Here is a 24441-nt window from a genome sequence, read left to right as displayed (position 1 = left end):
TGGCGTGCCACAGGCGTGCCAGATAGGGCGGTACGTGGCGGTCAGTCGCGGACGCCGGCGGTGCGGCGGACCGGGAACCGGCAGAGTAGGAGTGCCGCAGGTCAACAGGGTGCGCACGCCAAGCCGTCAGAGAAGCTGTCCTTGACGGGCTCGCGAGCGTCGAGTTCCTCCGACCGGCGAGCCCGCTCCTCCACGGAAGGGAACGGCTTCCCCAGGAGCGCGTTGTCGCTTCGGACCTTGCCGTGCTCCAATCAGTGCCAGCCCAGCCCATCACGCTGCAGCGGGAAGATCCCGTAGACGGGGCCCGCGCTGCCCGCGCCCACTTCGAGGAGGAAGGTGCGGTAGTCGACCGGGAGGGAGATGCCAAGCTCCTCCTCGGCTTCCGCCACCTCGGCCTCGCTGAGCGGTGGCTGCAACAGGAAGTCATGCCCGAAGCCCTGTAGGCGAGCCCCGAAGACCTCCTCCGCGGACGGGGCGTCCCGCAGGGCCAGAACCTGCTCGCGAACTCCCGACCAGTCCACTCCTGAGTCGGCGATCTCTGACCCCTCTGCATCACCCGTCATGATCGAGCCTCCCCGTGATCCTCGGTTGTTTCAGGTCTGATCTTTCGAACGCCCGTACAGGCCACCGGCGAACCGTCAGCGGTGAGGAAGGCCGCGAAGTGCCACGAGCCGTCCGGACTGTCGATGGACCCAAGCCGGACCGGCTGAGTGCCGCGCTCCCTCGGGGCCGCCACGGTCTCGGGCAGCCCGATGGTCTCGATGTTCGCGGCCCGTGTGTGTTCGAGCCGGACAGCGTAAGTGCCGGCCAGCACCTCCGCGGGCACCACTCCGCTTGCGATCCTGGAAGTACCGCCTAGAAGTACCGCCTGTAAGCACCGCCTCCCGTGCCGCCCTGCAGGCCGGAGTCTGATCTGCGAGGACGCGGAGCATGGCCTCGGACGATGGGTCGGTGTCCGGTGGGGCGAGATCCAGGTCGTCTTCCCAGCCCTCCGGCAGCCTGGCTGCCGTGACGACCAGGTCATCAGCCAGAGCGAGGATCCGGACACCTCCACCTTGGAAGGCCATCTCGAAGCCGACGCGGCTGTCGATGGACCGCTGTCGGATGTGTTGGATGGAGGCGACCCTGCTGCCTGTGAACGGTGCGGAGGGAACTCATCCGGTGCGTCGCTGACCGTGACATGGCCGAGCATGTCCATGTCGTAGGAGTCGTGGGGCTCGTCGATCCGGAGATCGAGTATGTGGTCCAGCGTGTGGAACCGGACCGGGCCGAGGTCCTCCACGTGCAGCCACATGTGCAACAGCTCGGACTTGCCACCGCCGTCGCGGGCGTGGAACCACGAGCACGTAGCGCGTTGCACTTGCCGACCGACGAGGTCCTCCGGAGTTACCACCGGGCGATCGTGTCAGCCTCGGCTGGAGGGGATCAACGGGATTCTGCCGACGCCGGTCACCCCTGCGGAGCAGCATCCTGTGATTGGCGTCACATGCCTCCATTGCCGGGGCCAGCCATCTTGGCTGCTCAGATCCAGAGCGATTCGGAGCCGTTGGCGTCAGCGTTGGCGTCAAACGGCACGAAAATGCCCCCGAAGCGATCTGCTTCGAGGGCATTGTTCCTGGTCAGGCTATGTGGCCAGGGCCGGGGTCGAACCGGCGACCTTCCGCTTTTCAGGCGGACGCTCGTACCAACTGAGCTACCTGGCCGTACTACACCGTCTCTTGCGAGACGAGCGATCCCGACGGGACTTGAACCCGCGACCTCCACCTTGACAGGGTGGCGAGCTAACCAACTGCTCCACGGGACCTTGTAGTGGTTTCCCACTAAGGTCTTGCGGCACTGCTTTTTACTACGGTACTGCGTGCCCCCAACGGGATTCGAACCCGTGCTACCGCCTTGAAAGGGCGGCGTCCTGGGCCACTAGACGATGAGGGCTTGCGGCCTGTCCCGCTGTTTCCAGCGTTCGGGGACGTCGAGAAGCATATGGGATGCAGGGCGGATCGCCAAAACGGGTTTCGGCCGGGTGGGTGGGGGCCGTCCGAGGGCCGCCCGGGGCGGGGGTCAGGACCAGCCGAGTTCGTCGAGTTCGTGGTCGTCGAAGCCGAAGTGGTGGGCGACCTCGTGGATGACCGTGGTGCGGACTTCGGCGACGACCTGGTCGTGGGTCTCGCAGTGCCGGAGGGTGGGGCCGCGGTAGATGAGGATCCGGTCGGGCAGGACGCCCGCGTACCACTCGCCGCGTTCGGTGAGCGGGGTGCCCTCGTAGAGGCCGAGGAGTTCCGGGTCGGCGGGGTCGGGCTCGTCCTCGACGAAGACGGCGACGTTGTCCATCATGGCCGCGAGCTGCGGGGGAATCTGGTCGAGGGCGTCGCTGACCAGCGTCTCGAACTCTTCCCGGGTCATCTCCACCGGTTCATTGTCGGGTCTGGAGTGACGCTGTGCCAGACGGCGGAAGCCGGTGTTTGATGGGGTTATGGCGACCTCGGACGGCACGGTGGACGGCCCGGCGCGGACCCGGCCGGTGGGCGACGGGACGGCCACCCGGAGACGGCCGCCGGTGTGGCGCGGGCAGGGGCCGGCCGTGGCCGTGATCGCGGTGGGCGGGGCGATCGGGGCGGTGGCCCGGTACGGCGCCGGGCTGGCCTGGGCGAACGGGCCGGCGGCGTTCCCGTGGACGACGCTGCTGATCAACGTGGTCGGGTGCGCGGTGATCGGGGTGTTCCTGGTGGTGATCACCGAGGGGCGTCCGGCGCACCCGTTGCTGCGGCCGTTCTTCGGCACCGGGGTGCTGGGCGGCTTCACCACCTTCTCGACGTACGCGGTGGACATCCGGCGGCTGGTGGAGGAGGGGCGGCTCGGGCTCGGGCTGGCGTACCTGGGGCTGACGCTGCTGGGCGCGCTCGGCGCGGTGTGGGCGGCGGCCGCGCTGACGCGCCGTCTGATCGCCCGCGGGGGCGTGCAGTGAGCAGGTTGAGCGGGCCGGCGCTGCGGCTGACCGTGCTGGTGGGGGAGAACGACCGCTGGCACCACCGGCCGCTGTACAGCGAGATCGTGCACCGGGCGCGGGCGGCGGGGCTGGCCGGGGCGAGCGTGTTCCGGGGGATCGAGGGGTTCGGGGCGTCGTCGCTGGTGCACACGGCGCGGCTGCTGTCGCTGAGCGAGGACCTGCCGGTGGCGGTGGTGATCGTGGACGAGGAGGAGCGGGTGCGGGCGTTCCTGCCGCAGTTGGACGGGCTGGTGGCGGAGGGTCTGGTGCTGCTGGACCGCTGCGAAGTGGTCAGGTACGTGGGGCGGGAAGAGGCTTCGGGGTGAACTGGCTGCTGGTGGTGGCGGGCGCGGTGGTCGGCGCGCCGCTGCGGTACCTGACCGACCGGGCCGTGCAGGCCCGGCACGACTCGGTGTTCCCCTGGGGGACGTTCGCGGTGAACGTGGCCGGCTGCCTGGTGCTCGGCCTGGTGACCGGGGCGGTGGCGGCGGGGGCCGCGTCCCCGCACGTCCAGGTGCTGCTGGGGACGGGGCTGTGCGGGGCGCTGACCACGTACTCGACCTTCTCGTACGAGACGCTGCGGCTGGTCGAGACCGGGGCGGGGCGGTACGCGCTGGCGAACGTGGCGGGCAGCGTGGTGGCGGGGCTGGCCGCGGTGTACGCGGGGGCGGGGCTGGCCTCGGCGTTCTGGGGCTGAGCGTCTGCCGGTCTGCTCGCCTGCCGGTTCGGCGGGCTGTGGCGGATGCGGCCCGGACGCTTCCTGGCGCGCTGCCCGTGTCCCGTCGGGGCGGGCGCGCGTTGGGCACCGAAAAGCGGCCGCGCGAGCAGTGGGCGGCCCGGGTGGGGCGGTGGAGAGGGATCTCGGTGGCTTCGGTGCGGGCGGTTCGGGCGGTGGTGCGTACGGCTTCGGTGCTGGCGGTGGCCGGGCTGGGGTTGACGGGGTGCATGTCGGTCGGTCCTGAGGCGGAGGTGAAGCACGGGGTGGCGCCGGTCGGGCAGGCCGGTCCGGCGGGCAAGCCGGGGGTGACGAGCGGGCCGTCGGCCTCGCCGAGCGGCGCGCATCCGGGGAGTGCGTCCGGGCGCCCGGAGCGTTCGGGGGGCTTGCAGAGCGAGAACGCGCCGGCCGGGGTGACGGCTGCGGCGGCGGGCGAGGTGGCACCCGGCGCGAACGGCGCGGCCGCCGGCGTGGTCCCGGTGCCGGGGGCGCCCGCCGTGGACGCCGCGCCGGCCGGCACCGGCGCGAACGGTTCGGCGGGGGGCGTGAGTGCCAGCCCCGCGCCCCGGCCGGGCGGCGGTGCGTCGGCCGGTACCGGTGGTGCGGCGGGCACCGGGGGCGCGGGCGGGGCGGGCGGCACCGGTGAGGGCCGCTCCGGCGGCACGGCGGGCACGCCGTCGGCCACGCCGAGCAGCCACTCCTCGACGTCCCCCGAGCCCGAGCACAGCTCACCCGCCGCGACCGTCCCACCGACCACGGAGCCCTCGGCCGGCAACTCCGGTTCCTCGGCCCCGAGCCCGCATGCGGGTGGGCATTAGCGGGCTGGCCAGGGCATTTGCCTCTGATCCCGAGGTTCGTCTATGGTGGTAGATCGTTCGTTTGATTCATTTGACTGGCGCCCTATTCCCATCTGGCGCCCTTGGCGCGTTCCGGCGATCCGTGGCTGACCGCATAGAGGCGGTTGTGAAACAGAACCCCCGGACTTTGGCGCGTGCCACTTCCGGAAGGTTTTACATGTCTCTCGTTGACGACGCCCGCTTCGCCATGCCCGCGAGCGAGGCCGCCGCCGATGTCACCGACACCGCCGACACCCTCACCGACGCCGTCGAGGCCGTCGAGCCCACCGACGCCGACGCCGACGTCGAGCTGAACGCCGACGCCGTCGAGGCCGAGGAGGCCGTCGAGGCCGCCGAGCCCACCATCACCTTCGGCGACCTGGGCCTGCACGACGACGTCGTGCGCGCCCTCGCCAAGCGCGGTGTCACCACCCCGTTCCCGATCCAGGCCGCGACCATCCCGGACGCCCTGGCCGGCAAGGACGTGCTGGGCCGTGGCCGCACCGGCTCCGGCAAGACCCTCAGCTTCGGCCTGCCGCTGCTGACCCGCCTCGCCGACGGCGAGCGCACCAAGCCCAAGCACCCGCGCGGCCTGATCCTCGTCCCGACCCGCGAGCTGGCCATGCAGGTGGCCGACGCCCTGGAGCCGTTCGGCTCGGTGCTCGGCCTCAAGCTCAAGGTCGTCTGCGGCGGCACCTCGATGTCGAACCAGATCTACGCGCTGGAGCGCGGCGTCGACGTCCTGGTCGCCACCCCCGGCCGTCTGCGCGACCTGCTGAACCGCGGCAGCGCCAAGCTGGCCGACGTCCGGACCGTCGTGCTCGACGAGGCCGACCAGATGGCCGACATGGGCTTCCTGCCCGAGGTCACCGAGATCCTCGACCAGGTGCCGGCCGGTGGCCAGCGCCTGCTGTTCTCCGCCACCCTGGAGAACGAGATCGACACTCTGGTCAAGCGCTACCTGAAGAACCCGGTCACCCACGAGGTCGACCCGTCGGCCGGCGCGGTCACCACCATGACCCACCACATCCTCGTGGTGAAGCCCAAGGACAAGGCGCCGATCACCAACGCGATCGCCGCCCGCAAGGGCCGCACGATCATCTTCGTCCGCACCCAGATGGGCGCCGACCGCGTCGCCGAGCAGCTCATCGAGGCCGGCGTGAAGGCCGACGCGCTGCACGGCGGGATGACCCAGGGCGCCCGTACCCGCGTCCTCGGCGACTTCAAGGACGGCTACGTCAACGTCGTCGTCGCCACCGACGTCGCCGCCCGCGGCATCCACGTCGACGGCATCGACCTGGTCCTCAACGTGGACCCGGCCGGCGACCACAAGGACTACCTGCACCGCTCCGGCCGCACCGCCCGGGCCGGGCGCTCCGGCGCCGTCGTCACCCTGGTGCTGCCGCACCAGCGCCGCGGCGTCTTCCGCCTGATGGAGGACGCGGGCGTCGACGCCTCGCGCCACATCCTCGACCACGCCTTCGACGCCGAGGTCGCCAAGATCACCGGCGCCCGTTCGCTGATCGAGGTCCAGGCCGAGAGCGCGGCCGGCATCGCCGGTGCCGCCGAGCGCGAGCTCGCCGACATGACCCGCCAGCTGGAGCGCGCGCAGCGCCGCACCACCGAGCTGCGCGAGGAGGCCGACCGCCTGGCCGCGCGGGCCGCCCGCGAGCGGGCCGAGCTGGGCATCGAGGACGAGGCCCCGGCCGCCGAGGCGGGCGACGAGGCCGCTGCGGAGACCCCGGCCACCGAGGCGCCGGCTCCGGCCGCCGCGCCGCAGGCCGAGGAGCGCACGCCGTCGTACCGCGAGGCGCGCACCGAGCGTCCGGCCTTCGGCCGTGACCGTGACCGCGATGACCGTGGTGGCCGTTCCGGTGGCTTCAACCGTGACCGTGACGACCGTGGTGGCCGTTCCTTCGGTGACCGTGACGACCGCGGCGCCCGTTCCGGTGGCTTCAACCGCGATGACCGTGGTGGCCGTTCCGGTGGCTTCAACCGTGACCGTGACGACCGTGGTGGCCGTTCCTTCGGTGACCGTGACGACCGCGGCGCCCGTTCCGGTGGCTTCAACCGTGACCGTGACGACCGCGGTGGCCGTTCCTTCGGTGACCGCGACGACCGCGGCGCCCGCTCGGGCGGTTTCAACCGTGACCGTGACGACCGTGGTGGCCGTTCCTTCGGTGACCGTCCGGCCCGCACCGGTGGTGGCTTCGACCGCGACCGTTCCGGTGGCTTCAACCGTGACCGCGACGACCGCGGCGGCCGTTCCTTCGGCGACCGCCCGGCCCGCACCTTCGGTGACCGCCCGTCCTTCGGCCGGGACCGCGACGAGCGCGCCGGCAGCAACAACCGTCCGTTCGCGCGTCGTGACGACCACCGCTCCGGCGGCCGTCCGCAGGCCTCCGGTGGTGGCTTCGGCCGTGACCGTGACGACCGTGGCGGCGCCCGCTCGGGTGGCTTCGACCGCGACCGTTCCGGTGGCTTCAACCGCGACGACCGCAAGCCGCGCTGGAAGAACTGACGCCGTACGGCCGGTGGTTGACCACCGGTAGCTGAACACCTGAACACACACGACGGGCCCGCTCCATGCACTGGAGCGGGCCCGTCGCGTTCCCCCGATGCCCCCGGTACCTCCCCCGGTACCCCTCGCGCCCCCGAGGCGTTGTTCTGCAGCTGAGAATAACCTGTGGCGCGGCCCGGCGGAAGTCCCGTAGCGTCCCGGACATGAGCAGCAGACTGCACGACGTGGCCCGGGTGAACGAGGAGATCGCCGAGCGGGGGAGCTACCGGGCGGCCGGTGGCGAACTCGTCACGGTGGGGGAGCAGTTGGCGGCTGCCAGGGCCGGCACGGTGTCGTACGCGCCGCCGGCGCTGGACGCGCTGCTGAGGGGCGGGGCCCCGGGGCCCGGGCCGGGTGGGCCCGTCGGGGCGGTGGAGGTGACGGCCGAAGGCAGCATCGAGGCCGCCCGGCGCCTGGTCGAGGGCGGGGCGGGCCCGGTCGGGGTGCTCAACTTCGCCTCCGCGCGCAACCCAGGCGGCGGCTACCTGCGCGGCGCCCGCGCCCAGGAGGAGGACCTGTGCCGCAGCGCGCTGCTCTACACCTGCCTGCTGGAGGCGCCGGACTACTACGAGGCGCACCGCGCCTCCACCGACCTCCGGTACAGCCACCGGGTGATCGTCTCGCCCGACGTACCGGTGATCCGCGGCCGGGGCGGGGACCTGCTGGCGCGGCCGTACCCGGTCACCTTCCTGACCTCGCCCGCGCCCAACGCGGGCCAGCTGGAACGGCGCTCGGCCGACGTGGACGTCCGGGGCGTGCTCGCCGAGCGGGCCGTCCGGGTGCTCGCGGCGGCGGCCCGGCACGAGGTCCGCACGCTGGTGCTCGGGGCCTGGGGCTGCGGGGTGTTCCGCAACGACCCGGCCCAGGTCGCCGAGGCCTTCGAGGGCGCGCTCTCCCGGTACGGGGCGGCCTTCGAACAGGTGGTGTTCGCGGTCTGGGACCGCTCACCGGTCTCGGCGAACCGGGCCGCGTTCGAGGCGCGGTTCGGCGGGGCGGCGCAGCCCGGCGCGGCGGTGCGCTGAGGCCGCCGCCGGGTGTCGCCGCCGGGTGTCGCTGCCGAGGCCGGTGAGCGGGCCGGCGCGCGGCTCGCGCCGGGTGCTGCTACCGCTTGCGGGCGGCCAGCGCCGTCGCGGCCGTAGAGGCCGCCGCGACCACACCGGTGACGGCGAAGACCGACGGCCAGGCGCCGATCTTCTTCGCCAGCGGATGCGAACCGCCGAACGCCGCCACGTACAGACCGGTCAGCGCCGCCGCGGTGGCCGCGCCCGAGCTGCGGTGCCACTGCGCGGCCGCCCCGGCACCGGCCACCGCCAGCACGGCGCCGCCCAGTTCGCGCCGGCCGCTCCAGCGGGCGACGCCGTAACCGCCCACCAGGCCGCTCGCCGCGGTCAGCGCGGCGGGCGCGGCGGCCGAGAGCACGTTGGGGACCTTCGCCATCGTCGACTCCACTCGTAGAGGTTGTCCTGACTTCCTGTTCCGGCTTCCGACCATAGCCCGCCCGCCCCGCGCGCCGGTCCGGGCCTCCAGCCTCCAGCAGGCCGCCGTCTTCCCTGCCGTCTTCCCTGCCGTCCGCTCCGCCGTCCGCTCCGCCGTCCTCGACTCCGAGGCCTGTCGGCCCCCGGTGGCAGACTGCGAGCGTGACTGACACCGCGATCACCGACGGCCGCTACCGGATCCGCAACGTCGACAGCGGCCTGCTGCTCGAAGTCGCCGACGGCAGCCGGCGCAGCGGCGCCCGCGTCCGCCAGGGCGCGGACGACGGTTCCGACGCCCAGCTCTGGCAGCTCACCGCCGTCCACCCGGGCGGCGCCCTCTGCCACCTGGAGAACGCCGCCAGCGGCAAGCGCCTCGACGTCACCGGCGCCTCCACCGACGACGGCGTCCCCATCCAGCAGTGGTCCGCCAACGCCTTCGGCGCCCAGGAATGGCTCCTCGAAGCCCACGTGGACGCCCCCGGCACCTACACCATCACCAGCTTCATCAGCGGCAAGCCCCTCACCGCCGCCGCACCCCCCGACCCCACCGTCCACCAGTGGGAGGACACCGACTCGCCCGCCCAGTGGTGGCGCTTCGAACGCCAGGAGTAGGTGCGTCCCCGGGCCGGTCAGGCCGACAGGTTGGCGCGCAGGGCGGTCAGTTCCTCGTCGGTGACGCCGTGGGCGCGGAGGTAGGCGGGGACGGAGGAGTGCTGGGTGTGGATCCAGCCCAGGGCGGAGGCGAGGAGTTCGGCGGTGACGGGGCGGGAGACGCGTTCGGTGCCGGTCTCGTCGACGTAGGGGGTGGGGCCCCGGTCGAGGCCGAGGCCGACGTTGGAGAGCAGGAAGTCGGCGGTAACGTCGGCCTCCGAGGCGCCGAGCAGGGACTGCAGGACGGCGATGGTCAGGCCGGTGCGGTCCTTGCCGACGGCGCAGTGCACGAGGGCGGGCAGCGCGCCGGGGGCGGCGAGGCGGCGGACGACGGCGGCGAGGGACGGGCCGGCGGTCCGGGCCATGAAGGGGTAGAGCGCCGCCTGGTCCTCGGGCCAGGGCTGGTCGATGTCCTCACGGTTGGCGGGCAGGGTCGGGAGGTTGAGGGCCTCGTGGTCGAGGCCGTGCCGCAGGTCGGGCCAGACCTCCAGCTCGACCGGACTGCGCAGGTCGAGGACGGTGCGCAGGCCGAGGGCCTTGAGGCGCCGGGCGCCCTCTTCGGTGAGGGTGTGGAAGGAGCCGGAGCGGTAGAGCACGCCCCGCCGCAGGGCGCCGATCCCGCCCGCGTCACGGAAGTTGCGCACACCGGGGATGTCGATGAAGGCATCGGTCATGGCCCCACGGTACGGGCGGGGGCGGGCCGGCGGAAGGAAACCGGAGGGAACCTTTCAGCGCCCGCCGGAGACGTCCAGGAAGGCGTTGGTGGTGTACGAGGCGGCGGGGGAGAGCAGGAAGAGGATCGCCTCGGCGACCTCCTCCGCCCGTCCGCCGCGCCGCATCGGCAGCCCGGGGGCGACCCGGTCGACCCGGCCGGGCTCGCCGCCGAGGGCGTGGATGTCGGTGTGGATCAGGCCGGGGCGGACGGCGTTGACCCGGATCCCCTCGGCGGCGACCTCCAGGGCGAGGCCGCGGGTCATCGAGTCGACGGCGCCCTTGGCGGCCGCGTAGTCGACGTACTCGTTGGGCGAGCCGAGCCGCGAGGCGGCCGAGGACACGTTGACGATGGCACCGCCGCGGCCGCCGTGCCGGGTGGACATCCGGCGCACGGCCTGGGCCGCGCACAGGAACGGGCCGGTGATGTTGGCGGCCCAGATCCGGTTCAGCCGGTCCTCGTCGATGTCCTCCAGCCGGCACTGCTTCTCCAGCGTGCCGGCGTTGTTCACCAGGCCGGTGAGCAGCCCGAGTTCGGCGTCCACGGTGGTGAACAGCCGCTCCACCTCGGCGGTGCGGGTGACGTCGGCCCGGACGGCGAGCGCGGTGCCGCCCTCGGCCCGGACGGCGTCCACCACGGCGGTGGCCGAGGCCTCGTCCGTGCGGTAGTTGACGCAGACCCGGTAGCCGCGCCGGGCGGCGAGCAGGGCGGTGGCGGCGCCGATGCCGCGGCCGGCGCCGGTGACGATCAGGACGCCGTCGTCGGAGGTGGTGGTCGACATGCTCGGTACGCTACCCGGCGGACCGGCCGGGGCGGGCCCCGGAGCGGAAATCGTTCGCCCGGCGCGGCCCGGACCGGCGAGGATGCGGTAGCGGCGCCGCCACCGCAGCCCTGCCGGCTGCCAGGTCGAGAGGCGTCGAGAGAGTCGAGAGAGGAGACCGGCGATGTCCGACGAACCCGCACCCGTACCCGCACCCGCACCCGTCGTCCCCGGCACCGTCCTGCTCGCCGGGGTGGTCGGCTCCACCGCGTACGGCTTCGCCCACGCCGGCTCCGACGTCGACCGGCTCGGCCTGTACGCCGCCCCCACCGAGGAACTGCACGGCCTGCACCGCCCGGCCGAGTCGCACGTCACCACCGGGCCCGACGTCACCCTGCACGAGGCCGCCAAGTGGTGCCGCCTGGCGCTGTCCTGCAATCCGACCGCCTCCGAGCTCGTCTGGCTGCCGGACGACCTGTACGAGATCCGCACTCCGCTCGGTGCCGAACTGGTCGAGATCCGCTCGAGCTTCCTCAGTGAATCGGGCGTCCGGAAGGCCTATCTCGGTTACGCAGAGCAGCAGTTCCGCAAACTGCTGACCCGCGACACGACCGACCCGGCCACCCGCCGCCGGGCCGCCAAGCACGCCCGGCACCTGGTCCGGCTGGTCGAACAGGCCGTCCGGCTGCACGAGACCGGCCACAACCTGGTCCGCCTCGCCGACCCCGGACACGTCCGCGACCTCGGCGAACGCATCGCCGACCGCCCCGCCGTCGCCGAATCCCTGCTCGCCGACGCCGCCGACCGCCTCGCCCGCCCCGGCGTCCTCCCCGCCGCCCCCGACCCGCGCCCCGCCGAATCCTGGCTCCGCCGCGTCCGTGCCGCCCACTACGCTCCGCCCCCCGCCCCCGGCGCGCCCGCGCAATCCACTGGCGGAGCCCTGCGCCCCACCGGGTAGGATCACGGTGGCCCTCCCCAACCGGGACGAGGGCCGCGGGCCACTAGCTCAATTGGCAGAGCTGCGGACTTTTAATCCGTAGGTTCAGGGTTCGAGCCCCTGGTGGCCCACCGAACTGAGGCCAGGTCAGACACCCTCTGACCTGGCCTTTTGCATGTCCGCCGCCGGTGAACGCACTGCGGCACCCCGGCTGGTCGAGTAGCCGGGGTGCCGCGGTGCGGTGTGGGTCGTGGGGCGGATCAGGCCGCGGCGCGGATCGGGGCGCCGGTCTGGTGGAGGTGGGTGAGGATCTCGCGGTACGAGCGGAAGAGGCCGGTCTCGTAGTAGGTGATCTCCTTCTCGGCGCAGAAGTCGCGGGTGAGGACGGCGGCGCGGCGCAGGGCCGGGGTGGGCATGCTGGGGAAGAGGTGGTGCTCGACCTGGTAGTTGAGGCCGCCCATCAGGGCGTCGATGAAGTAGCCGCCGCGGACGTTGCGGGAGGTGAGGACCTGGCGGCGGAGGAAGTCGAGCCGCATGCCGGGCGTCACCATCAGCATGCCCTTGTGGTTGGGGGCGAAGACGCAGCCCAAGTAGACGCCGAGCAGGGCCTGGTGGACGGCGAGGAAGGCGAAGGCCTTGCCGACCGGGAGGGCGGCGAAGACCAGCCCGAGGTAGGCGGCGAAGTGGGCGACCAGCAGGAAGCCCTCCAGGTAGGGGCGCTTCATGATCGGGCTGCGCAGCGCGCGGAAGCTGTTGTAGCTGAGGTTGAGGCCTTCGAGCAGGAGCAGCGGGAAGAAGAGGAACGCCTGGCGGCGGCCGATGAAGCGGGCGATTCCGCTGGCCCTCCTGGCCTGGTCCTGGGACCAGACGACGAGGTCGGGGGAGACGTCCGGGTCCCGCTCCTCGTGGTTGGGGTTGGCGTGGTGGCGGGTGTGCTTGTTCATCCACCAGCCGTAGCTCATGCCCATCAGGAGGTTGGCGACGATGCGGCCGCCGATCTCGCCGGCGCGGCGCCCGGTGAACACCTGACGGTGCGCCAGGTCATGTGCCATTAATCCCAGTTGGGCGAAGACGATGGACATGGCGGCGGCCAGTCCGAGCTGGAGCCAGGTGTCGCCGAGGGCGAACATGGCCCACCAGCCGCCGAGGAACGCGGCGAGGACGAGGCCCGCGCGGACGGTGTAGTAGACCGGGCGTCGGTCGAGCAGGCCCTCGGCGGTGATCCGGCGGCTCAGTTGGGCGAAGTCGCTCCCGCCGGTTCCGGGCGGGGCGGTGTCCGGTGGTCCGGCGGGCGGCTGCGGCCGGGTTTTCGCGGTCGGCGTCCCCGCGGTGTCGGTGGTCATGGTGCTGAGTCTGGTCTAGCGAACGGGCCTTGAGAAACGGGGGCATCCCCCTGGGGTGGGGTGAGGAAAACCCCCGGACCGTCCTGGGTGGCTGCGGACGTGCGGCGCGTGGTGCCTGATGGTGCCGCAGGGGCGGGGAGAGGTGGCGTAGGTCACGTCGTAATCGGCTGGTTTCGGGCGTTCTGTGGCGAGCTTGCGCCGTGGTGGCCGGGGTTGGTGGTGGACCGGAGGTCGGTGATCGCGTCGGGCCTAAATATGATCGGAAGCCACGTTCATCGGTTTGTACCGATGTTCGTATGTGCAACCTGGGAACGGTCCCGACCGTCTCCCTGTGTGCGGTGCGCCAGATCGTCCGGGGCGTCGCTTCCGTCGGTGAAAGGTACGCGCATGTCAGGTCAGTGGGGCGAGGGCCCGGCTCGGGGCGAGAACGCACCCGGCGCGCTCACGACGGGGAGCGATGGGTCCGTGCCTCCGCCGCGTACCGGGGGCCGGGCGGAGGCCCGGCGCGCCGCCCAGGGCAAGGGCGGTGGCCGCGGTGGCAAGGACGGCGGCAAGGACGCGGGCAAGGACGGCGGTCGGGGCGCGGGCAAGGACGGCGGCAGGCCGGAGGCGGCGGCCGGCGGCGGCCGGGCGGCGGCGCGCAACAGCCGCAAGCCCAAGAAGAACGTGAAGAAGATCGTCGCCTGGTCGGCGGCCGGCGTGCTGGTGCTGATCGCGGGCGCCGGCGGGGCGATCTACTTCAAGCTGAACGCCAACATCAAGTCCTTCGACGGCGACGCGATAGCAACCGACCGCCCGCCGGAGGCGCAGGCCGACGCGGACGGCAACAAGCCGGTCAACGTGCTGCTGATCGGCTCGGACAGCCGCGGCAGCAACAACTCCGACCTCGGCGGCGGTAGCGCGGACGGCGGCGCCCGCTCGGACACCACGATCCTGCTGCACGTCTACGCCGACCACAAGCACGCCGTGGGCATCTCGATCCCGCGCAACGCGAAGGTCCCGATCCCGCCCTGCAAACTGCCCAACGGCAAGTGGACCAAGGGGTCGTCCAGCGACCTGTTCAACGCGGCCTTCTCGGTCGGCGGCAGCGACGGCGGCAACCCGGCCTGCGCCCAGAACACGGTGGAGAAGCTCACCGGGATCCGGGTCGACCACACCATCGTGGTCGACTTCAACGGCTTCTCCGCGATGACCAAGGCCGTGAACGGCGTCGACGTCTGCCTGCCGAAGGCCATCTACGAGGGCGACGTCAACCCCAACCTGCACAGGAAGGGCGACCTCGTCCTGCCGCAGGGCAAGCAGACCGTGCAGGGCCAGCAGGCGCTGGACTACGTGCGGCTGCGGCACGGCATCGGCGACGGCTCCGACATCGGCCGGATGAAGCGCCAGCAGGCCTTCCTCAGCTCGCTCGCGAGCAAGGTCAAGAAGGACGGGCTGAGCCCCACCAACCTGCTGCCGCTGGCCGACGCCGCGACCAAGTCGCTGGTGGTCGACCCGGGGCTGGCCTCCGCGGACAAGCTGCTCTCCTTCGGGCTGTCGCTCAAGAACATCGACATGCACGACCTCAAGTTCGTGACGGCGCCCTGGCGTTACCGCACCCAGGACAAGGACCTCGACCTGGTCCAGCCGGACGCCAACAAGCTCTGGGAGACCCTCAAGGCCGACCAGACCATCGACGGGCAGAACGCCACCGGCCAGCAGCCGGACGCCGCCGCCAGCCCGAGCGCACCGGCCGCGCCGCAGTCGGCCGCGCCCAGCGCGCCCGCCGCGCCGGTCGCGGACGCCGGCAACTCGTCGATCAAGGTGGCGGTCTACAACGGGACGACCGAGAACGGCCTGGCCGGCAAGGCGACCGCGCAGCTGAAGGCCGCCAAGTTCGCCGCCACCACGGCGGGCCAGGCGGCGAGCACCAAGTACAAGACCACCATGATCGAGTACGGCTCCGGGCAGAAGGCGAACGCCGACAAGGTCGCCGCGCTGTTCCCGGGCGCCAGCGTCGAGGCCGGCAACTCGGCGGGCGTGACCCTGATCGTCGGCAAGGACTTCTCCGCGGCCAACGGCGGCGGGCCCACCGGCCCGGCCACCGGGACGGGCGGCGCGGCCGCGAACGGCACCCCGGCGCCCCCGGCGCCGCTGCCCACCACCGTCACCAACGACGCCCGCTCGGCGGACGACGACATCTGCGCGAACACCTCCTACGGCAGCGGCGGCTGACCGCACCCGAGCCGTGGGGGCGACCCCCGGGCCGGCGCCGTCCAGGGCGCGCGGGCCCGGGGGTCGTGCCATGGTGGCCGGAGAAACCGGGGGGCGCCCGGCACGGGCGACCTGAGGGACGGGGGCCCGACGCACCGGACCCGGGCACACCGGACCCGGCCCACGGACGAGGGGGGCGCGCACCGAAAGGCGGACCCCATGCCCGAGATCGCCCTCCAGTTCGACATCGCCGCACCCCGGGCCGTCGTCCTCGCCGCGCTCAACACGCACGGCGGGCTGACCAGCTGGTGGACCACCGGCGTGGACCGGGAGGGCGACGTCCTGCTGTTCGACTTCCCCGGCGTCCCCGAGCCGTTCCGGCTGCGCCGCGAGCGGGCCGACCTGGACCGGGTGGTGTGGGCCAACGCCGGGGCCTTCCCGCCGCACTGGGCCGGCACCTGGATCAGCTGGGACCTCGCCGACCAGCCCGACGAGCCCGGCCGCACCCGGTTGCTGTTCCGGCACGGCGGCTGGCAGCCGGGCAGCGAGGACGGCGTCCCGCTGGTCGCCGGCACCTGGGCCGAACTGCTGGTCCGGCTCAAGGACTACGTGCAGAGCGGCAAGGTGCAGCCGTACTTCGTCACGGCCCAGCGGCACGACGCCGCGTGAACGGCCCCCGCGACGGCATGAGCGCCACGACGCCGCGTGAACGGCCCGCCGGCGGCTGAACGGGCCCCGGGCCCGTCCGATCGCCCGCCAGGGCGCCGTCCGGTGGCGGGATCGCGGCGCCGGGCCGATGGTGGGCGGTGTACCCGCCGTTCGCGCCGACGGCCGGCACCGGCAGCCCGGCACCGGGCGGCCGGGACCCGCCCGCCCCGACGACCACTGCCTTCGGGAGGCCCAGCAATGCCCGTAGTCACCGCTCCGTACAAGCCCGGCACCCCGTGCTGGATCGACCTGATGGCGAGCGACCAGCAGGCCGCGCTCGACTTCTACCGCGACCTGTTCGGCTGGCAGGGCGAGGTCGGCCCGGCCGAGTTCGGCGGCTACGCCGTGTGCATGCTCAACGACCGACCGGTCGCCGGGATCATGGCGCGGTCCGCGCCCGAGGGCCAGCCGCTGCCGCCCGTCGCCTGGACCACCTACCTGGCCTCGGACGACGCCGACGTGAGCGGGGCTGCCATCGCCGAGCACGGCGGCACGATCCTCTACCCGGCGATGGACGTCGGCGTGATCGGCCGGATGCTGGTCGCCGCCGACCCGACCGGCGCGGTGTTCGGCGTCTGGCAGGCGATGGACTTCATCGGCGCGGGCGTGGTCAACGAGCCCGGCGCACTGGTCTGGAACGAGCTCAACACCGCCGACACCGAAGCGGCCGGCCGCTTCTACCTCCCGGCGCTCGGGCTGCGCCCGGCGACCATCCAGGGCATGGAGGGGTACTTCTCGCTCAACGCCGGCGACCGTACGGTGGGCGGCATGCAGCCGATCCCCGGGTACCTGGGGGCGGGCACGCCCTCGCACTGGATGGCCTACTTCTCGGTGGACGACACCGACTCCACCGTGGACGCCCTGGTCAAGGCGGGCGGCTCGGTGATCCAGCCGCCGTTCGACATGCAGTCCGGCCGGATGGCGGTCGTCCAGGACCCGCAGGGCGCGGTGTTCGCGGTGGCGGAGGCCGCCGAGGCGCAGATGCCCGACTCGCCGTAACAGCGCCGGGCACCCCTCGCCGTGACAGCGCCGGGCACCCACGAGCCCACCTGGCCACCCACGAGCACCCGGGCAACCGGAAGCCGCCCTTCCCGCGACGCGCCGCCGGGAAATGGGCGGCTTCCCCGCGTTCCCGGGTAAGACTGCACCCATGCTGGGGCTACCGGACGACATCCGCGCTTTCCTCTTCGACCTCGACGGGGTCCTCACCCAGACCGCCAAGGTGCACGCCGCGGCCTGGAAGGACACCTTCGACTCCTTCCTGCGCGCCGAAGCCGCCCGCACCGGCGGGCAGTTCGTCCCCTTCGGCGCCGTCACCGACTACGACACCTACGTGGACGGCCGTCCGAGACTGGACGGCACCCGGGCGTTCCTGCGCAGCCGGGGCGTCGACCTGCCCGAGGGCACCGACGCCGATCCGCCCAACACCCGTACCGTGCACGGGATCAGCCGGGCCAAGAACGACACCGTCCTGCGGTTGATCCGCGAGCAGGGCGTCCAGCCGTACGACGGCTCGGTCGCGTACGTGCACCGGTTGCGCGCGCTCGGGCTGCCCAGCGCCGTGGTGTCCTCCAGCGCCAACTGCCGGGACGTGCTGCGGGCGGCGGGCATCGAGGGGCTGTTCGACGTGATCGTGGACGGCGTCGTCGCCCAGCGCGAGGGCCTGCCCGGCAAACCCGCCCCCGACACCTACCTGTACGCCGCCCGCACGCTGGGCGTCGAGCCCGCGCACGCTGCCGTCTTCGAGGACGCGCTCGCCGGGGTGGCCTCCGGCCGTGCGGGCGGCTTCGGGGCCGTGGTCGGGGTCAACCGCACCGGGCAGGCCGCCGAACTGCGCCGGGACGGCGCGACCGTGGTCGTCGACGACCTCGCCGAACTGCTGGAGGAGCGGGCATGAGTGAGCGGAGCGAGGCAGTCGCATGAGTGGCTTGGACAACTTCTCCGTCGACCCCTGGCTGATCGCCGAGCAGGGCCTGGACCTGACCGCGATGGCCCGCGCCGAGTCGCTGTTCGCGCTCTCCAACGGCCACATCGGCCTGCGCGCCAACCTGGACGAGGGCGAGCCGCACGGCCTCCCCGGCACCTACCTGAACGGTGTCTTCGAGCTCCGCCCGCTGCCGTACGGCGAGGGCGGCTACGGCTACCCGGAGTCCAGCCAGAGCGTCATCAACGTGACCAACGGCAAGATCATCCGGCTGCTGGTCGACGACGAGCCCTTCGACCTGCGCTACGGCGAACTCGTCCGCCACAAGCGCTGGTTGGACTTCCGGGAGGGGATACTGCACCGCGAGGCCGAGTGGACCTCCCCGGCCGGCCGGACCATCCGGGTGCGCTCCTCCCGGCTGGTCTCGCTCACCCAGCGCGCGATCGCCGCGGTCGACTACAGCGTCGAGGCGGTGGACGGACCGGTGCGGATCGTGCTCCAGTCCGAGCTGGTCGCCAACGAGCAGCTGCCCGGCGGCCCCGAGGGCGATCCTCGGGCCTCCGCCGTCCTGGAGGCGCCGCTGCAGCCCGAGGTGCACCACGCGAGCGACACCAAGGCCGTCCTGGTGCACCGCACCCGCTACAGCGCGATCCGGGTCGCCGCCGGGATGGACCACGTGATCGAGGGCCCGGAGGAGCTCGAAACCGTCGCCGAGGCCGAGGCCGACCACTGCCGGATCAGCGTCACCACCGTGCTCCGGCCCGGACAGCGGCTGCGGCTGGTCAAGTTGATGGCCTACGGCTGGTCGGGGACGCGCTCGCAGCCCGCCGTCCGGGACCAGGTGGAGGCCGCGCTGACCGCCGCCCGGTACACCGGCTGGGACGGTCTGGCCGCCGAACAGGCCGCCTACCTCAAGGAGTTCTGGGAGACCAGTGACGTCGAGATCGAAGGCGACGTCGAACTCCAGCAGGCCGTCCGGTTCGCCGTCTTCCACGTCCTCCAGGCCGGCGCCCGCAGCGAGGAACGGGCCATCCCCGCCAAGGGGTTGACTGGCCCCGGCTACGACGGGCACAGCTTCTGGGACACCGAGACCTTCGTCCTCCCGGTGCTCACCTACTGCCTGCCCGGGGCCGTCAACCAGGCCCTGCGCTGGCGGCACACCACGCTGCCGCTGGCCCGCGAACGGGCCGCCCAACTCGGCCTGGCCGGAGCGGTGTTCCCCTGGCGGACCATCCGCGGCGAGGAGTGCTCCGGGTACTGGCCGGCCGGTACCGCCGCCTTCCACATCGGCGCCGACATCGCCGCCGCCGTCGCCCGCTACGTCCGGGCCACCGGGGACGCCGAGTTCGAGCGCGCGTACGGGCTCGAACTGCTGGTGGAGACCGCCCGGATGTGGCGCTCGCTCGGCCACCACGACGTCTCGGGGAAGTTCCGCATCGAAGGCGTCACCGGCCCGGACGAGTACAGCGCCGTCGCCGACAACAACGTGTTCACCAACCTGATGGCGCAGACGAACCTGCGCGCCGCCGCCGAGGCCGCCGCCCGCCACCCGCACGAGGCCGCCGAACTCGGCGTCGACACCGAGGAGACCGCCGCCTGGCGGGACGCCGCGGCCGCGATGTACATCCCGTACGACGAGGACCTCGGCGTGCACCCGCAGGCCGACGGCTTCACCCACCACCAGGTCTGGGACTTCGAGCACACCCCGCCCGAGAAGTACCCGCTGCTGCTGCACTACCCGTACTTCGACCTGTACCGCAAGCAGGTGGTCAAGCAGGCCGACCTGGTGCTCGCCATGCAGGTCCGCGGCGACGCGTTCACCGACGAGCAGAAGGTCCGCAACTTCGCCTACTACGAGCGGCTCACCGTCCGCGACTCCTCGCTCTCCGCGTGCACCCAGGCGGTGATCGCCGCCGAGGTCGGCCAGCTCGACCTCGCGTACGACTACACGGCCGAGGCGGCGCTGATGGACCTGCACGACCTCGGCGGCAACACCCGCGACGGCCTGCACATGGCCTCGCTCGCGGGTGCCTGCATCGCCTTGGTGGCGGGCTTCGGGGGGCTGCGCGACCACAGCGAGTCGCTGTCCTTCCGGCCCCGGCTGCCGGGCGGGCTGATGAGGCTCGGGTTCTCGCTGATGGTCCGCGGGCAGTTGCTGGGCGTCCAGATCACCCACGAGGGGACGACGTACGCGCTGCGCCGCGGCGAGGTGCTGCACCTGTGGCACGACGGCGAGCCGGTGCAGGTGAAGGCCGGGGAGCCGGTCACCCTGCCGACCACCGCGCCGCCGGCCCAGGAGCGGTGCGGCCAGCCGCCCGGCCGCGAGCCCGCCCGGCGGCAGGCGCAGGCGGGCCTGGTCAGCGGCAAGCTCGGGCAGCAGGACCACTTGGCGGCGGAGTAGCCGCGCCGACCGGTCACCTGTTCGGGCCCGCTCCGGGTGCGGGGCGGGCCCGGCCGTCGGAGGGTGCAGGTGTCCTGCGGCAGCCGGCGGCCGGTGATTGGAGAGCACCCGTGGCGAGCGTGGCCGAACAGATGGTGGAGGTGCTCCGGCAGGCCGGGGTCGAGCGGGTCTACGGCGTGGTCGGAGACAGCCTCAACCCGGTCGTGGACGCGATCCGGCGGACCGACGGCATCAGCTGGGTGCACGTGCGCAACGAGGAGGCGGGCGCCTTCGCGGCGGCCGCCGAGGCCGAGCTCAGCGGTCGGCTCGCGGTCTGCGCAGGCTCCTGCGGGCCCGGCAACACCCACCTCGTCCAGGGCCTGTACGACGCCCAGCGCAGCGGCCTGCCGGTGCTGGCGCTCGCCTCGCACATCCCGTCCGGGCAGATCGGCACCGGCTTCTTCCAGGAGACCCACCCCGAGCGGGTGTTCACCGACTGCAGCACCTGGTGCGAGATGCTCTCCACCCCCGCGCAGCTGCCCCGGCTGATGCGGATCGCCATCCAGCACGCGCTCGGCTCGCACGGCGTCTCGGTGCTGGCCTTCCCCGGGGACGTCGCCGCGCTCCCCGCCGCCGGACCCACCGGGACCAGCCACTTCCTCACCGAGCAGGCCGTCGCCGCGCCGCCGTGGTCCCAGGTGCAGGAGCTGGCCCGGCTGCTCAACGCGGCCCGCAAGGTCGCCCTGTTCTGCGGCGCGGGGGTGCGCGGGGCGCACGGCGAGGTGATGGAGGCGGCCCGGGCCCTGAACGCGCCGGTCGGGCACTCCCTGCGCGGCAAGGAGTGGATCCAGTACGACAATCCGTACGACGTCGGCATGAGCGGCCTGCTCGGCTACGGCGCCTGCCACGAGGCGCTGCACTCCGCCGACCTGGTGCTGCTGCTCGGCACCGACTTCCCGTACGACTCCTTCCTGCCGCAGGCGCACACCGTCCAGGTCGACCACGACGCCACCCGGCTGGGCCGCCGCACCGCGCTCGAACTGGCCGTCCACGGCGATGTCGCCGCCACCCTGCGGGCCGTCCTGCCGCTGTTGGACGCCAAGCGCGACCGCGCCTTCCTCGACGAGATGCTGCGCAAGCACTGCCGCTCGCTGGAGGACGTGGTCGGCGCCTACACCCGGGACATCGAGAAGCACCTGCCGATCCACCCCGAGTACGTCGCCTCGGTGCTCGACGAGGTGGCCGCCGACGACGCGGTGTTCACTGTGGACACCGGCATGAACAACGTCTGGGCCGCCCGCTACCTCCAGCCGAACGGCCGCCGCCGGGTGATCGGCTCCTTCCTGCACGGCTCGATGGCCAACGCCCTGCCGCACGCCATCGGCGCCCAACTGGCCTGCCCCGGGCGGCAGGTGATCGCGATGGCCGGCGACGGCGGGATCGGCATGCTGCTCGGTGAACTGCTGACGGTGGCCAAGCACCGGCTGCCGGTGAAGACCGTCGTCTTCAACAACGGGGCGCTCGGCATGATCAAGCTGGAGATGCTGGTCTCGGGCTACCCGGAGTACGAGATCGACAACGGGGACGTCGACTACGCGGGGATCGCGCGGGCGACGGGCATCCCGGCCAAGCGGGTCACCGAGCCGGCGAGGGTCCGGGAGGTGCTGGCGGAGGCGCTGGAACGGCCCGGCCCCGCCCTGGTGGACGTGGTCACCGACCCCAACGCGCTGTCCATCCCGCCGTACATCACGGCCGCCCAGCTGAAGGGCTTCGCGCTGGCGGCCGGGCGGACGGTGCTCTCCGGCGGGGTCGGACGCATGATCGACCTGGCCCGCAGCAACCTGCGCAACATCCCGCGGCCCTAGCCGAGAACGGGGATCCGATCCGGGCCTCTTGCCTCTGAGGCAAAAATCTTGCCCGAGCGGCACGTCGGGTGTCCACTGGTCACATGACCACCAGCCCGACCGGGGACGCCGCCCCGGGAGACCGGCTCGACGACCAGGAAGTGGCCGGCCTCGCCGCCCGCCTCCGGGAACACCGGCTCAGCAGCCGCCTGACCCTCGAAGTGGCCTCCGCCCGGGTCGGGCTCTCCCCAGCCTATCTGTCCCGGCTGGAGACCGGCCGCCGCCAGCCCTCCCTCCCCGTCCTGCTCGGCCTCGCCCGCGCCTACGGCACCTCCGTCTCCGGCCTGCTCGGCGAGACCATGGCCGAACCCGACCCGGTCGTGCGCGGCGGCGCCATCGAACCCGGCCGCGCCGGGGGCTGGGGCTACCGCCGGGCCGGCGCCCCCGGCCGGGCGATGCAGGCGCTGCGCGTCCACGTGCCCCCGGGCGTGCAGGACACGGTGGTCCGGGTCCACCCCGGCGAGGAGTGGCTGTACGTCCTGCAGGGCCGGCTCAAGCTGACCCTCGGCGACCGCGTCCACCGCCTCGACGTCGGCGACTCCGCCCACTTCGACTCGCTCACCCCGCACTGCATCGCCGCCGACGCACCGGACGGCGTCGAACTGCTCTTCGTCCACACCCTGCTGCAGAGCCCCGGCGGCGAACTCTGCCTCGGCGGCCCCGCGGCAACCCACTGACCCAACGTCAGAACCCTTGGAGGAGATCCCTCATGGCCGATCCCACCAGCCCCGAGAAGGCCGCCGCGGCCACCGCCCCGGCCGCTCCGACCCCCGCCCCGCTGACCGTCGACGCCGGCATCTCGGCCAACCGCCGGGTCGGGATCCGCCTGGTGATCTACACCGCCGGCATCCACGCCTTCGCCGGCTTCATCATGCTGCTGTTCGAACTGGGCAACCGCAACAAGTAGTTCACCGGGGTGGTCGCGGCCCTCACCGCTCGCGCAGCAGTTCGCAGAGGGCGTCCAGCGCGGCCGGGAAGGCGTGCTCGGGCGGGGACGCGTAGCCGATCACCAGAGCGGGAGCGGCGTCCGGGGCGGCGGCCGACCGGTCGGCGAGGTGCCAGGACAGCCCTTCGAGGGCCAGGCCGGCGGCCTCGGCCCGGGCCAGCAGCTCAGCCTCGGACGCGGAACCGGGCGGCAGTTGGAGAACGGCGTGCAGCCCGGCGGCGATCCCGGTGACCCGCACGCGCGGGGCGTGCTCGGCGAGCGCGGCGACCAGCCGGTCCCGCCGGCGCCGGTAGTGCAGCCGGCAGCGGCGGACGTGCCGGTCGTACGTCCCGGAGGTGATCAGCTCGGCGAGGGTCAGCTGGTCGAGCACCGGGGACATCGTGTCGGCCAGCGTCTTCAACCGGGCCACCGGCTCGACCAGCGCGTCGGGCAGGGCCAGCCAGGCCAGCCGCAGGCCCGGCGCGAGGCTCTTGGCGGCCGTCCCGGCGTACACCACCCGCTCCGGGTCGAGCGCCTGCATCGCGCCGACCGGCTGCCGGTCGTAGCGGAACTCGCCGTCGTAGTCGTCCTCGACGACGTACCCGTCCCGCTCGCGCGCCCAGCGCACCGCGGCGGCCCGCCGGTCGGCGGCCAGCGGCGCACCGGTGGGGAACTGGTGCGCGGGGGTGAGCAGGACGGCCCCGCACCGGCCGTCCAGCCGCTCGACCCGGGCGCCCGCCCCGTCCAGCGGCACCGGGACGGTGGCCAGCCCCGCCGCCCGGGCGACGGCGTGCTGCGGCGGCAGCCCGTACTCCTCGACCGCGAGGGCGCGGTCCCCGCGCTCCCGCAGGGCGGCGCAGAGCAGGCCCAGGCCCTGGGAGACACCGGTGCAGATCAGCAGGTGGTCGGGGTCGGTGCGGACGCCGCGGACCCGCGCCAGGTAGTCGGTGAGCGCCCGTCGCAGCTCGATCCGGCCGAACGGGCTGCCGTAGCCGAAGGCCTCGTGCGGCGCGGTGGCGAGGGCCCGGCGGGCGGCGGCGAGCCAGGCGGTGCGGGGGAAGAGCGAGAGGTCGGGCCGCCCGGCCATCAGGTCGTGCCGGACGGCCCGCCGCCCCGCCGCGGGCCGGGCCACCCGCCGGCTCCGGCCGGGCGCGGCCCGCCGGGCGACGGTGGTGCCGGAGCCCTGCCGGGAGGTGAGCCAGCCCTCCGCGGTGAGCTGCCCGTACGCCTCGACCACGGTGTTCCGGGCGATCCCGAGGTCCTCGCCGAGGGCCCGCGAGGACGGCAGCCGGGTGCCGGGCACGAGCCGCCCGTCCTGGACGGCCTCGCGCAGCGCGTCCTCCAGAGCGGCCCGCAGCCCGGCCCCGGCGGCGCGCCGCTCGGTGAGGTCCAGGTGCAAGTCGCCGCCGAAGGAGGTCCAGGAGCTGCTCACGGG

General features: G+C 73.2%; 23 protein-coding genes and 4 tRNA genes. 17 read left to right on the top strand and 10 right to left on the bottom strand.

The window, feature by feature from the left end:
- Nucleotides 1–251 precede the first annotated feature (251 nt).
- The 5 genes from AC07AL_RS12785 to AC07AL_RS12765 all read right to left on the bottom strand — a co-directional run bounded on the left by AC07AL_RS12785 (nt 252) and on the right by AC07AL_RS12765 (nt 2400).
- On the bottom strand, nt 252–563 hold the full coding sequence (locus tag AC07AL_RS12785; RefSeq protein ID WP_478317402.1) for an SMI1/KNR4 family protein: 312 nt from the start codon (nt 561–563) through the stop codon (nt 252–254).
- 1066 nt (nt 564–1629) lie between these two features.
- A tRNA-Phe gene (locus tag AC07AL_RS12780) sits at nt 1630–1703 on the bottom strand.
- A gap of 27 nt (nt 1704–1730) precedes the next feature.
- Nucleotides 1731–1804: transfer RNA gene (locus AC07AL_RS12775), tRNA-Asp, on the bottom strand.
- A gap of 55 nt (nt 1805–1859) precedes the next feature.
- Nucleotides 1860–1932 (bottom strand) — tRNA-Glu (locus tag AC07AL_RS12770).
- A gap of 126 nt (nt 1933–2058) precedes the next feature.
- Entirely contained in the window at nt 2059–2400 is a 342-nt protein-coding gene (locus tag AC07AL_RS12765; RefSeq protein ID WP_350880588.1) for a metallopeptidase family protein, read from the bottom strand.
- Nucleotides 2401–2470: 70 nt separating this feature from the next.
- On the opposite strand from AC07AL_RS12765, the gene crcB (AC07AL_RS12760) reads away from it, so the two are divergent.
- The 6 genes from crcB (AC07AL_RS12760) (at nt 2471) to AC07AL_RS12735 (ending at nt 8116) form a co-directional block, all read left to right on the top strand.
- Complete coding sequence (gene crcB / locus AC07AL_RS12760; protein ID WP_400804486.1) at nt 2471–2962, top strand: fluoride efflux transporter CrcB; 492 nt, start codon at nt 2471–2473, stop codon at nt 2960–2962.
- The gene (locus AC07AL_RS12755; RefSeq protein ID WP_363581399.1) at nt 2959–3309 is read left to right on the top strand and encodes a DUF190 domain-containing protein; all 351 of its coding nucleotides are present in this window, start codon (nt 2959–2961) and stop codon (nt 3307–3309) included. The genes crcB (AC07AL_RS12760) and AC07AL_RS12755 overlap by 4 nt, the downstream gene beginning before the upstream one ends.
- Nucleotides 3306–3680, top strand: a complete 375-nt coding sequence (crcB, locus tag AC07AL_RS12750; protein WP_478317401.1) for a fluoride efflux transporter CrcB — start codon at nt 3306–3308, stop codon at nt 3678–3680. The genes AC07AL_RS12755 and crcB (AC07AL_RS12750) overlap by 4 nt, the downstream gene beginning before the upstream one ends.
- A 404-nt stretch (nt 3681–4084) precedes the next feature.
- Nucleotides 4085–4516, top strand: coding sequence for a hypothetical protein (locus AC07AL_RS12745; RefSeq protein ID WP_363581395.1), 432 nt, complete (start codon nt 4085–4087; stop codon nt 4514–4516).
- A gap of 196 nt (nt 4517–4712) precedes the next feature.
- Nucleotides 4713–7055, top strand: a complete 2343-nt coding sequence (locus AC07AL_RS12740) for a DEAD/DEAH box helicase (protein ID WP_400804492.1) — start codon at nt 4713–4715, stop codon at nt 7053–7055.
- 203 nt (nt 7056–7258) lie between these two features.
- Nucleotides 7259–8116, top strand: a complete 858-nt coding sequence (locus AC07AL_RS12735; RefSeq protein ID WP_363581391.1) for a TIGR02452 family protein — start codon at nt 7259–7261, stop codon at nt 8114–8116.
- 79 nt (nt 8117–8195) lie between these two features.
- Here the strand turns inward: AC07AL_RS12735 and AC07AL_RS12730 are convergent, their stop codons facing one another.
- The gene (locus tag AC07AL_RS12730; protein ID WP_063348325.1) at nt 8196–8531 is read right to left on the bottom strand and encodes a hypothetical protein; all 336 of its coding nucleotides are present in this window, start codon (nt 8529–8531) and stop codon (nt 8196–8198) included.
- Nucleotides 8532–8644: 113 nt separating this feature from the next.
- Here AC07AL_RS12730 and AC07AL_RS12725 point away from each other — a divergent pair, with 113 nt between their 5' ends.
- Nucleotides 8645–9181, top strand: a complete 537-nt coding sequence (locus tag AC07AL_RS12725; RefSeq protein WP_478317434.1) for an RICIN domain-containing protein — start codon at nt 8645–8647, stop codon at nt 9179–9181.
- Between the two features lie 17 nt (nt 9182–9198).
- Here the strand turns inward: AC07AL_RS12725 and AC07AL_RS12720 are convergent, their stop codons facing one another.
- Both AC07AL_RS12720 and AC07AL_RS12715 read right to left on the bottom strand, forming a co-directional pair.
- Nucleotides 9199–9894, bottom strand: coding sequence for a tyrosine-protein phosphatase (locus tag AC07AL_RS12720; protein WP_363581389.1), 696 nt, complete (start codon nt 9892–9894; stop codon nt 9199–9201).
- A gap of 54 nt (nt 9895–9948) precedes the next feature.
- Nucleotides 9949–10713, bottom strand: coding sequence for an SDR family oxidoreductase (locus AC07AL_RS12715; protein WP_363581387.1), 765 nt, complete (start codon nt 10711–10713; stop codon nt 9949–9951).
- Between the two features lie 163 nt (nt 10714–10876).
- Here AC07AL_RS12715 and AC07AL_RS12710 point away from each other — a divergent pair, with 163 nt between their 5' ends.
- Nucleotides 10877–11650 carry a nucleotidyltransferase domain-containing protein gene (locus AC07AL_RS12710; RefSeq protein ID WP_363628071.1) on the top strand — a complete coding sequence of 258 codons (774 nt, stop codon included), beginning with the start codon at nt 10877–10879 and terminating at the stop codon, nt 11648–11650.
- A 37-nt stretch (nt 11651–11687) separates the two neighbouring features.
- Nucleotides 11688–11760: transfer RNA gene (locus AC07AL_RS12705), tRNA-Lys, on the top strand.
- Nucleotides 11761–11889: 129 nt separating this feature from the next.
- On the opposite strand, the gene AC07AL_RS12700 is transcribed toward AC07AL_RS12705, so the two are convergent.
- Entirely contained in the window at nt 11890–12972 is a 1083-nt protein-coding gene (locus tag AC07AL_RS12700; protein WP_363581383.1) for a fatty acid desaturase family protein, read from the bottom strand.
- Nucleotides 12973–13437: 465 nt separating this feature from the next.
- Here AC07AL_RS12700 and AC07AL_RS12695 point away from each other — a divergent pair, with 465 nt between their 5' ends.
- From AC07AL_RS12695 to AC07AL_RS12660, 8 genes are all read left to right on the top strand, one after another.
- On the top strand, nt 13438–15186 hold the full coding sequence (locus AC07AL_RS12695) for an LCP family protein (protein ID WP_363628072.1): 1749 nt from the start codon (nt 13438–13440) through the stop codon (nt 15184–15186).
- Nucleotides 15187–15384: 198 nt separating this feature from the next.
- Complete coding sequence (locus AC07AL_RS12690; protein ID WP_363581379.1) at nt 15385–15834, top strand: SRPBCC family protein; 450 nt, start codon at nt 15385–15387, stop codon at nt 15832–15834.
- A 237-nt stretch (nt 15835–16071) separates the two neighbouring features.
- Nucleotides 16072–16872 (top strand): VOC family protein, encoded by an 801-nt coding sequence (locus AC07AL_RS12685; protein ID WP_363581377.1) that lies wholly within the window; start codon nt 16072–16074, stop codon nt 16870–16872.
- Between the two features lie 151 nt (nt 16873–17023).
- Nucleotides 17024–17770 (top strand): HAD family hydrolase, encoded by a 747-nt coding sequence (locus tag AC07AL_RS12680; RefSeq protein ID WP_363628073.1) that lies wholly within the window; start codon nt 17024–17026, stop codon nt 17768–17770.
- Between the two features lie 22 nt (nt 17771–17792).
- Nucleotides 17793–20198 (top strand): glycoside hydrolase family 65 protein, encoded by a 2406-nt coding sequence (locus AC07AL_RS12675; RefSeq protein WP_363628074.1) that lies wholly within the window; start codon nt 17793–17795, stop codon nt 20196–20198.
- A gap of 110 nt (nt 20199–20308) precedes the next feature.
- Nucleotides 20309–22042, top strand: coding sequence for a pyruvate dehydrogenase (locus AC07AL_RS12670; protein WP_363581371.1), 1734 nt, complete (start codon nt 20309–20311; stop codon nt 22040–22042).
- A gap of 83 nt (nt 22043–22125) precedes the next feature.
- Nucleotides 22126–22758, top strand: coding sequence for a helix-turn-helix domain-containing protein (locus tag AC07AL_RS12665; RefSeq protein WP_363581369.1), 633 nt, complete (start codon nt 22126–22128; stop codon nt 22756–22758).
- Nucleotides 22759–22790: 32 nt separating this feature from the next.
- A complete protein-coding gene (locus AC07AL_RS12660) occupies nt 22791–22988 on the top strand; it encodes a DUF6126 family protein (protein WP_363581367.1) in 198 nt (65 codons plus the stop codon).
- Nucleotides 22989–23010: 22 nt separating this feature from the next.
- Here AC07AL_RS12660 and pdxR read toward each other — a convergent pair whose 3' ends face one another.
- Nucleotides 23011–24438 (bottom strand): MocR-like pyridoxine biosynthesis transcription factor PdxR, encoded by a 1428-nt coding sequence (gene pdxR / locus AC07AL_RS12655; RefSeq protein WP_363581365.1) that lies wholly within the window; start codon nt 24436–24438, stop codon nt 23011–23013.
- Nucleotides 24439–24441: the final 3 nt, after the last annotated feature.

Source organism: Kitasatospora sp. NPDC043949, assembly GCF_056435365.1.
Note: the sequence above shows the minus strand (reverse complement) of the source record. Positions and strands in the feature narration are given on the sequence as shown.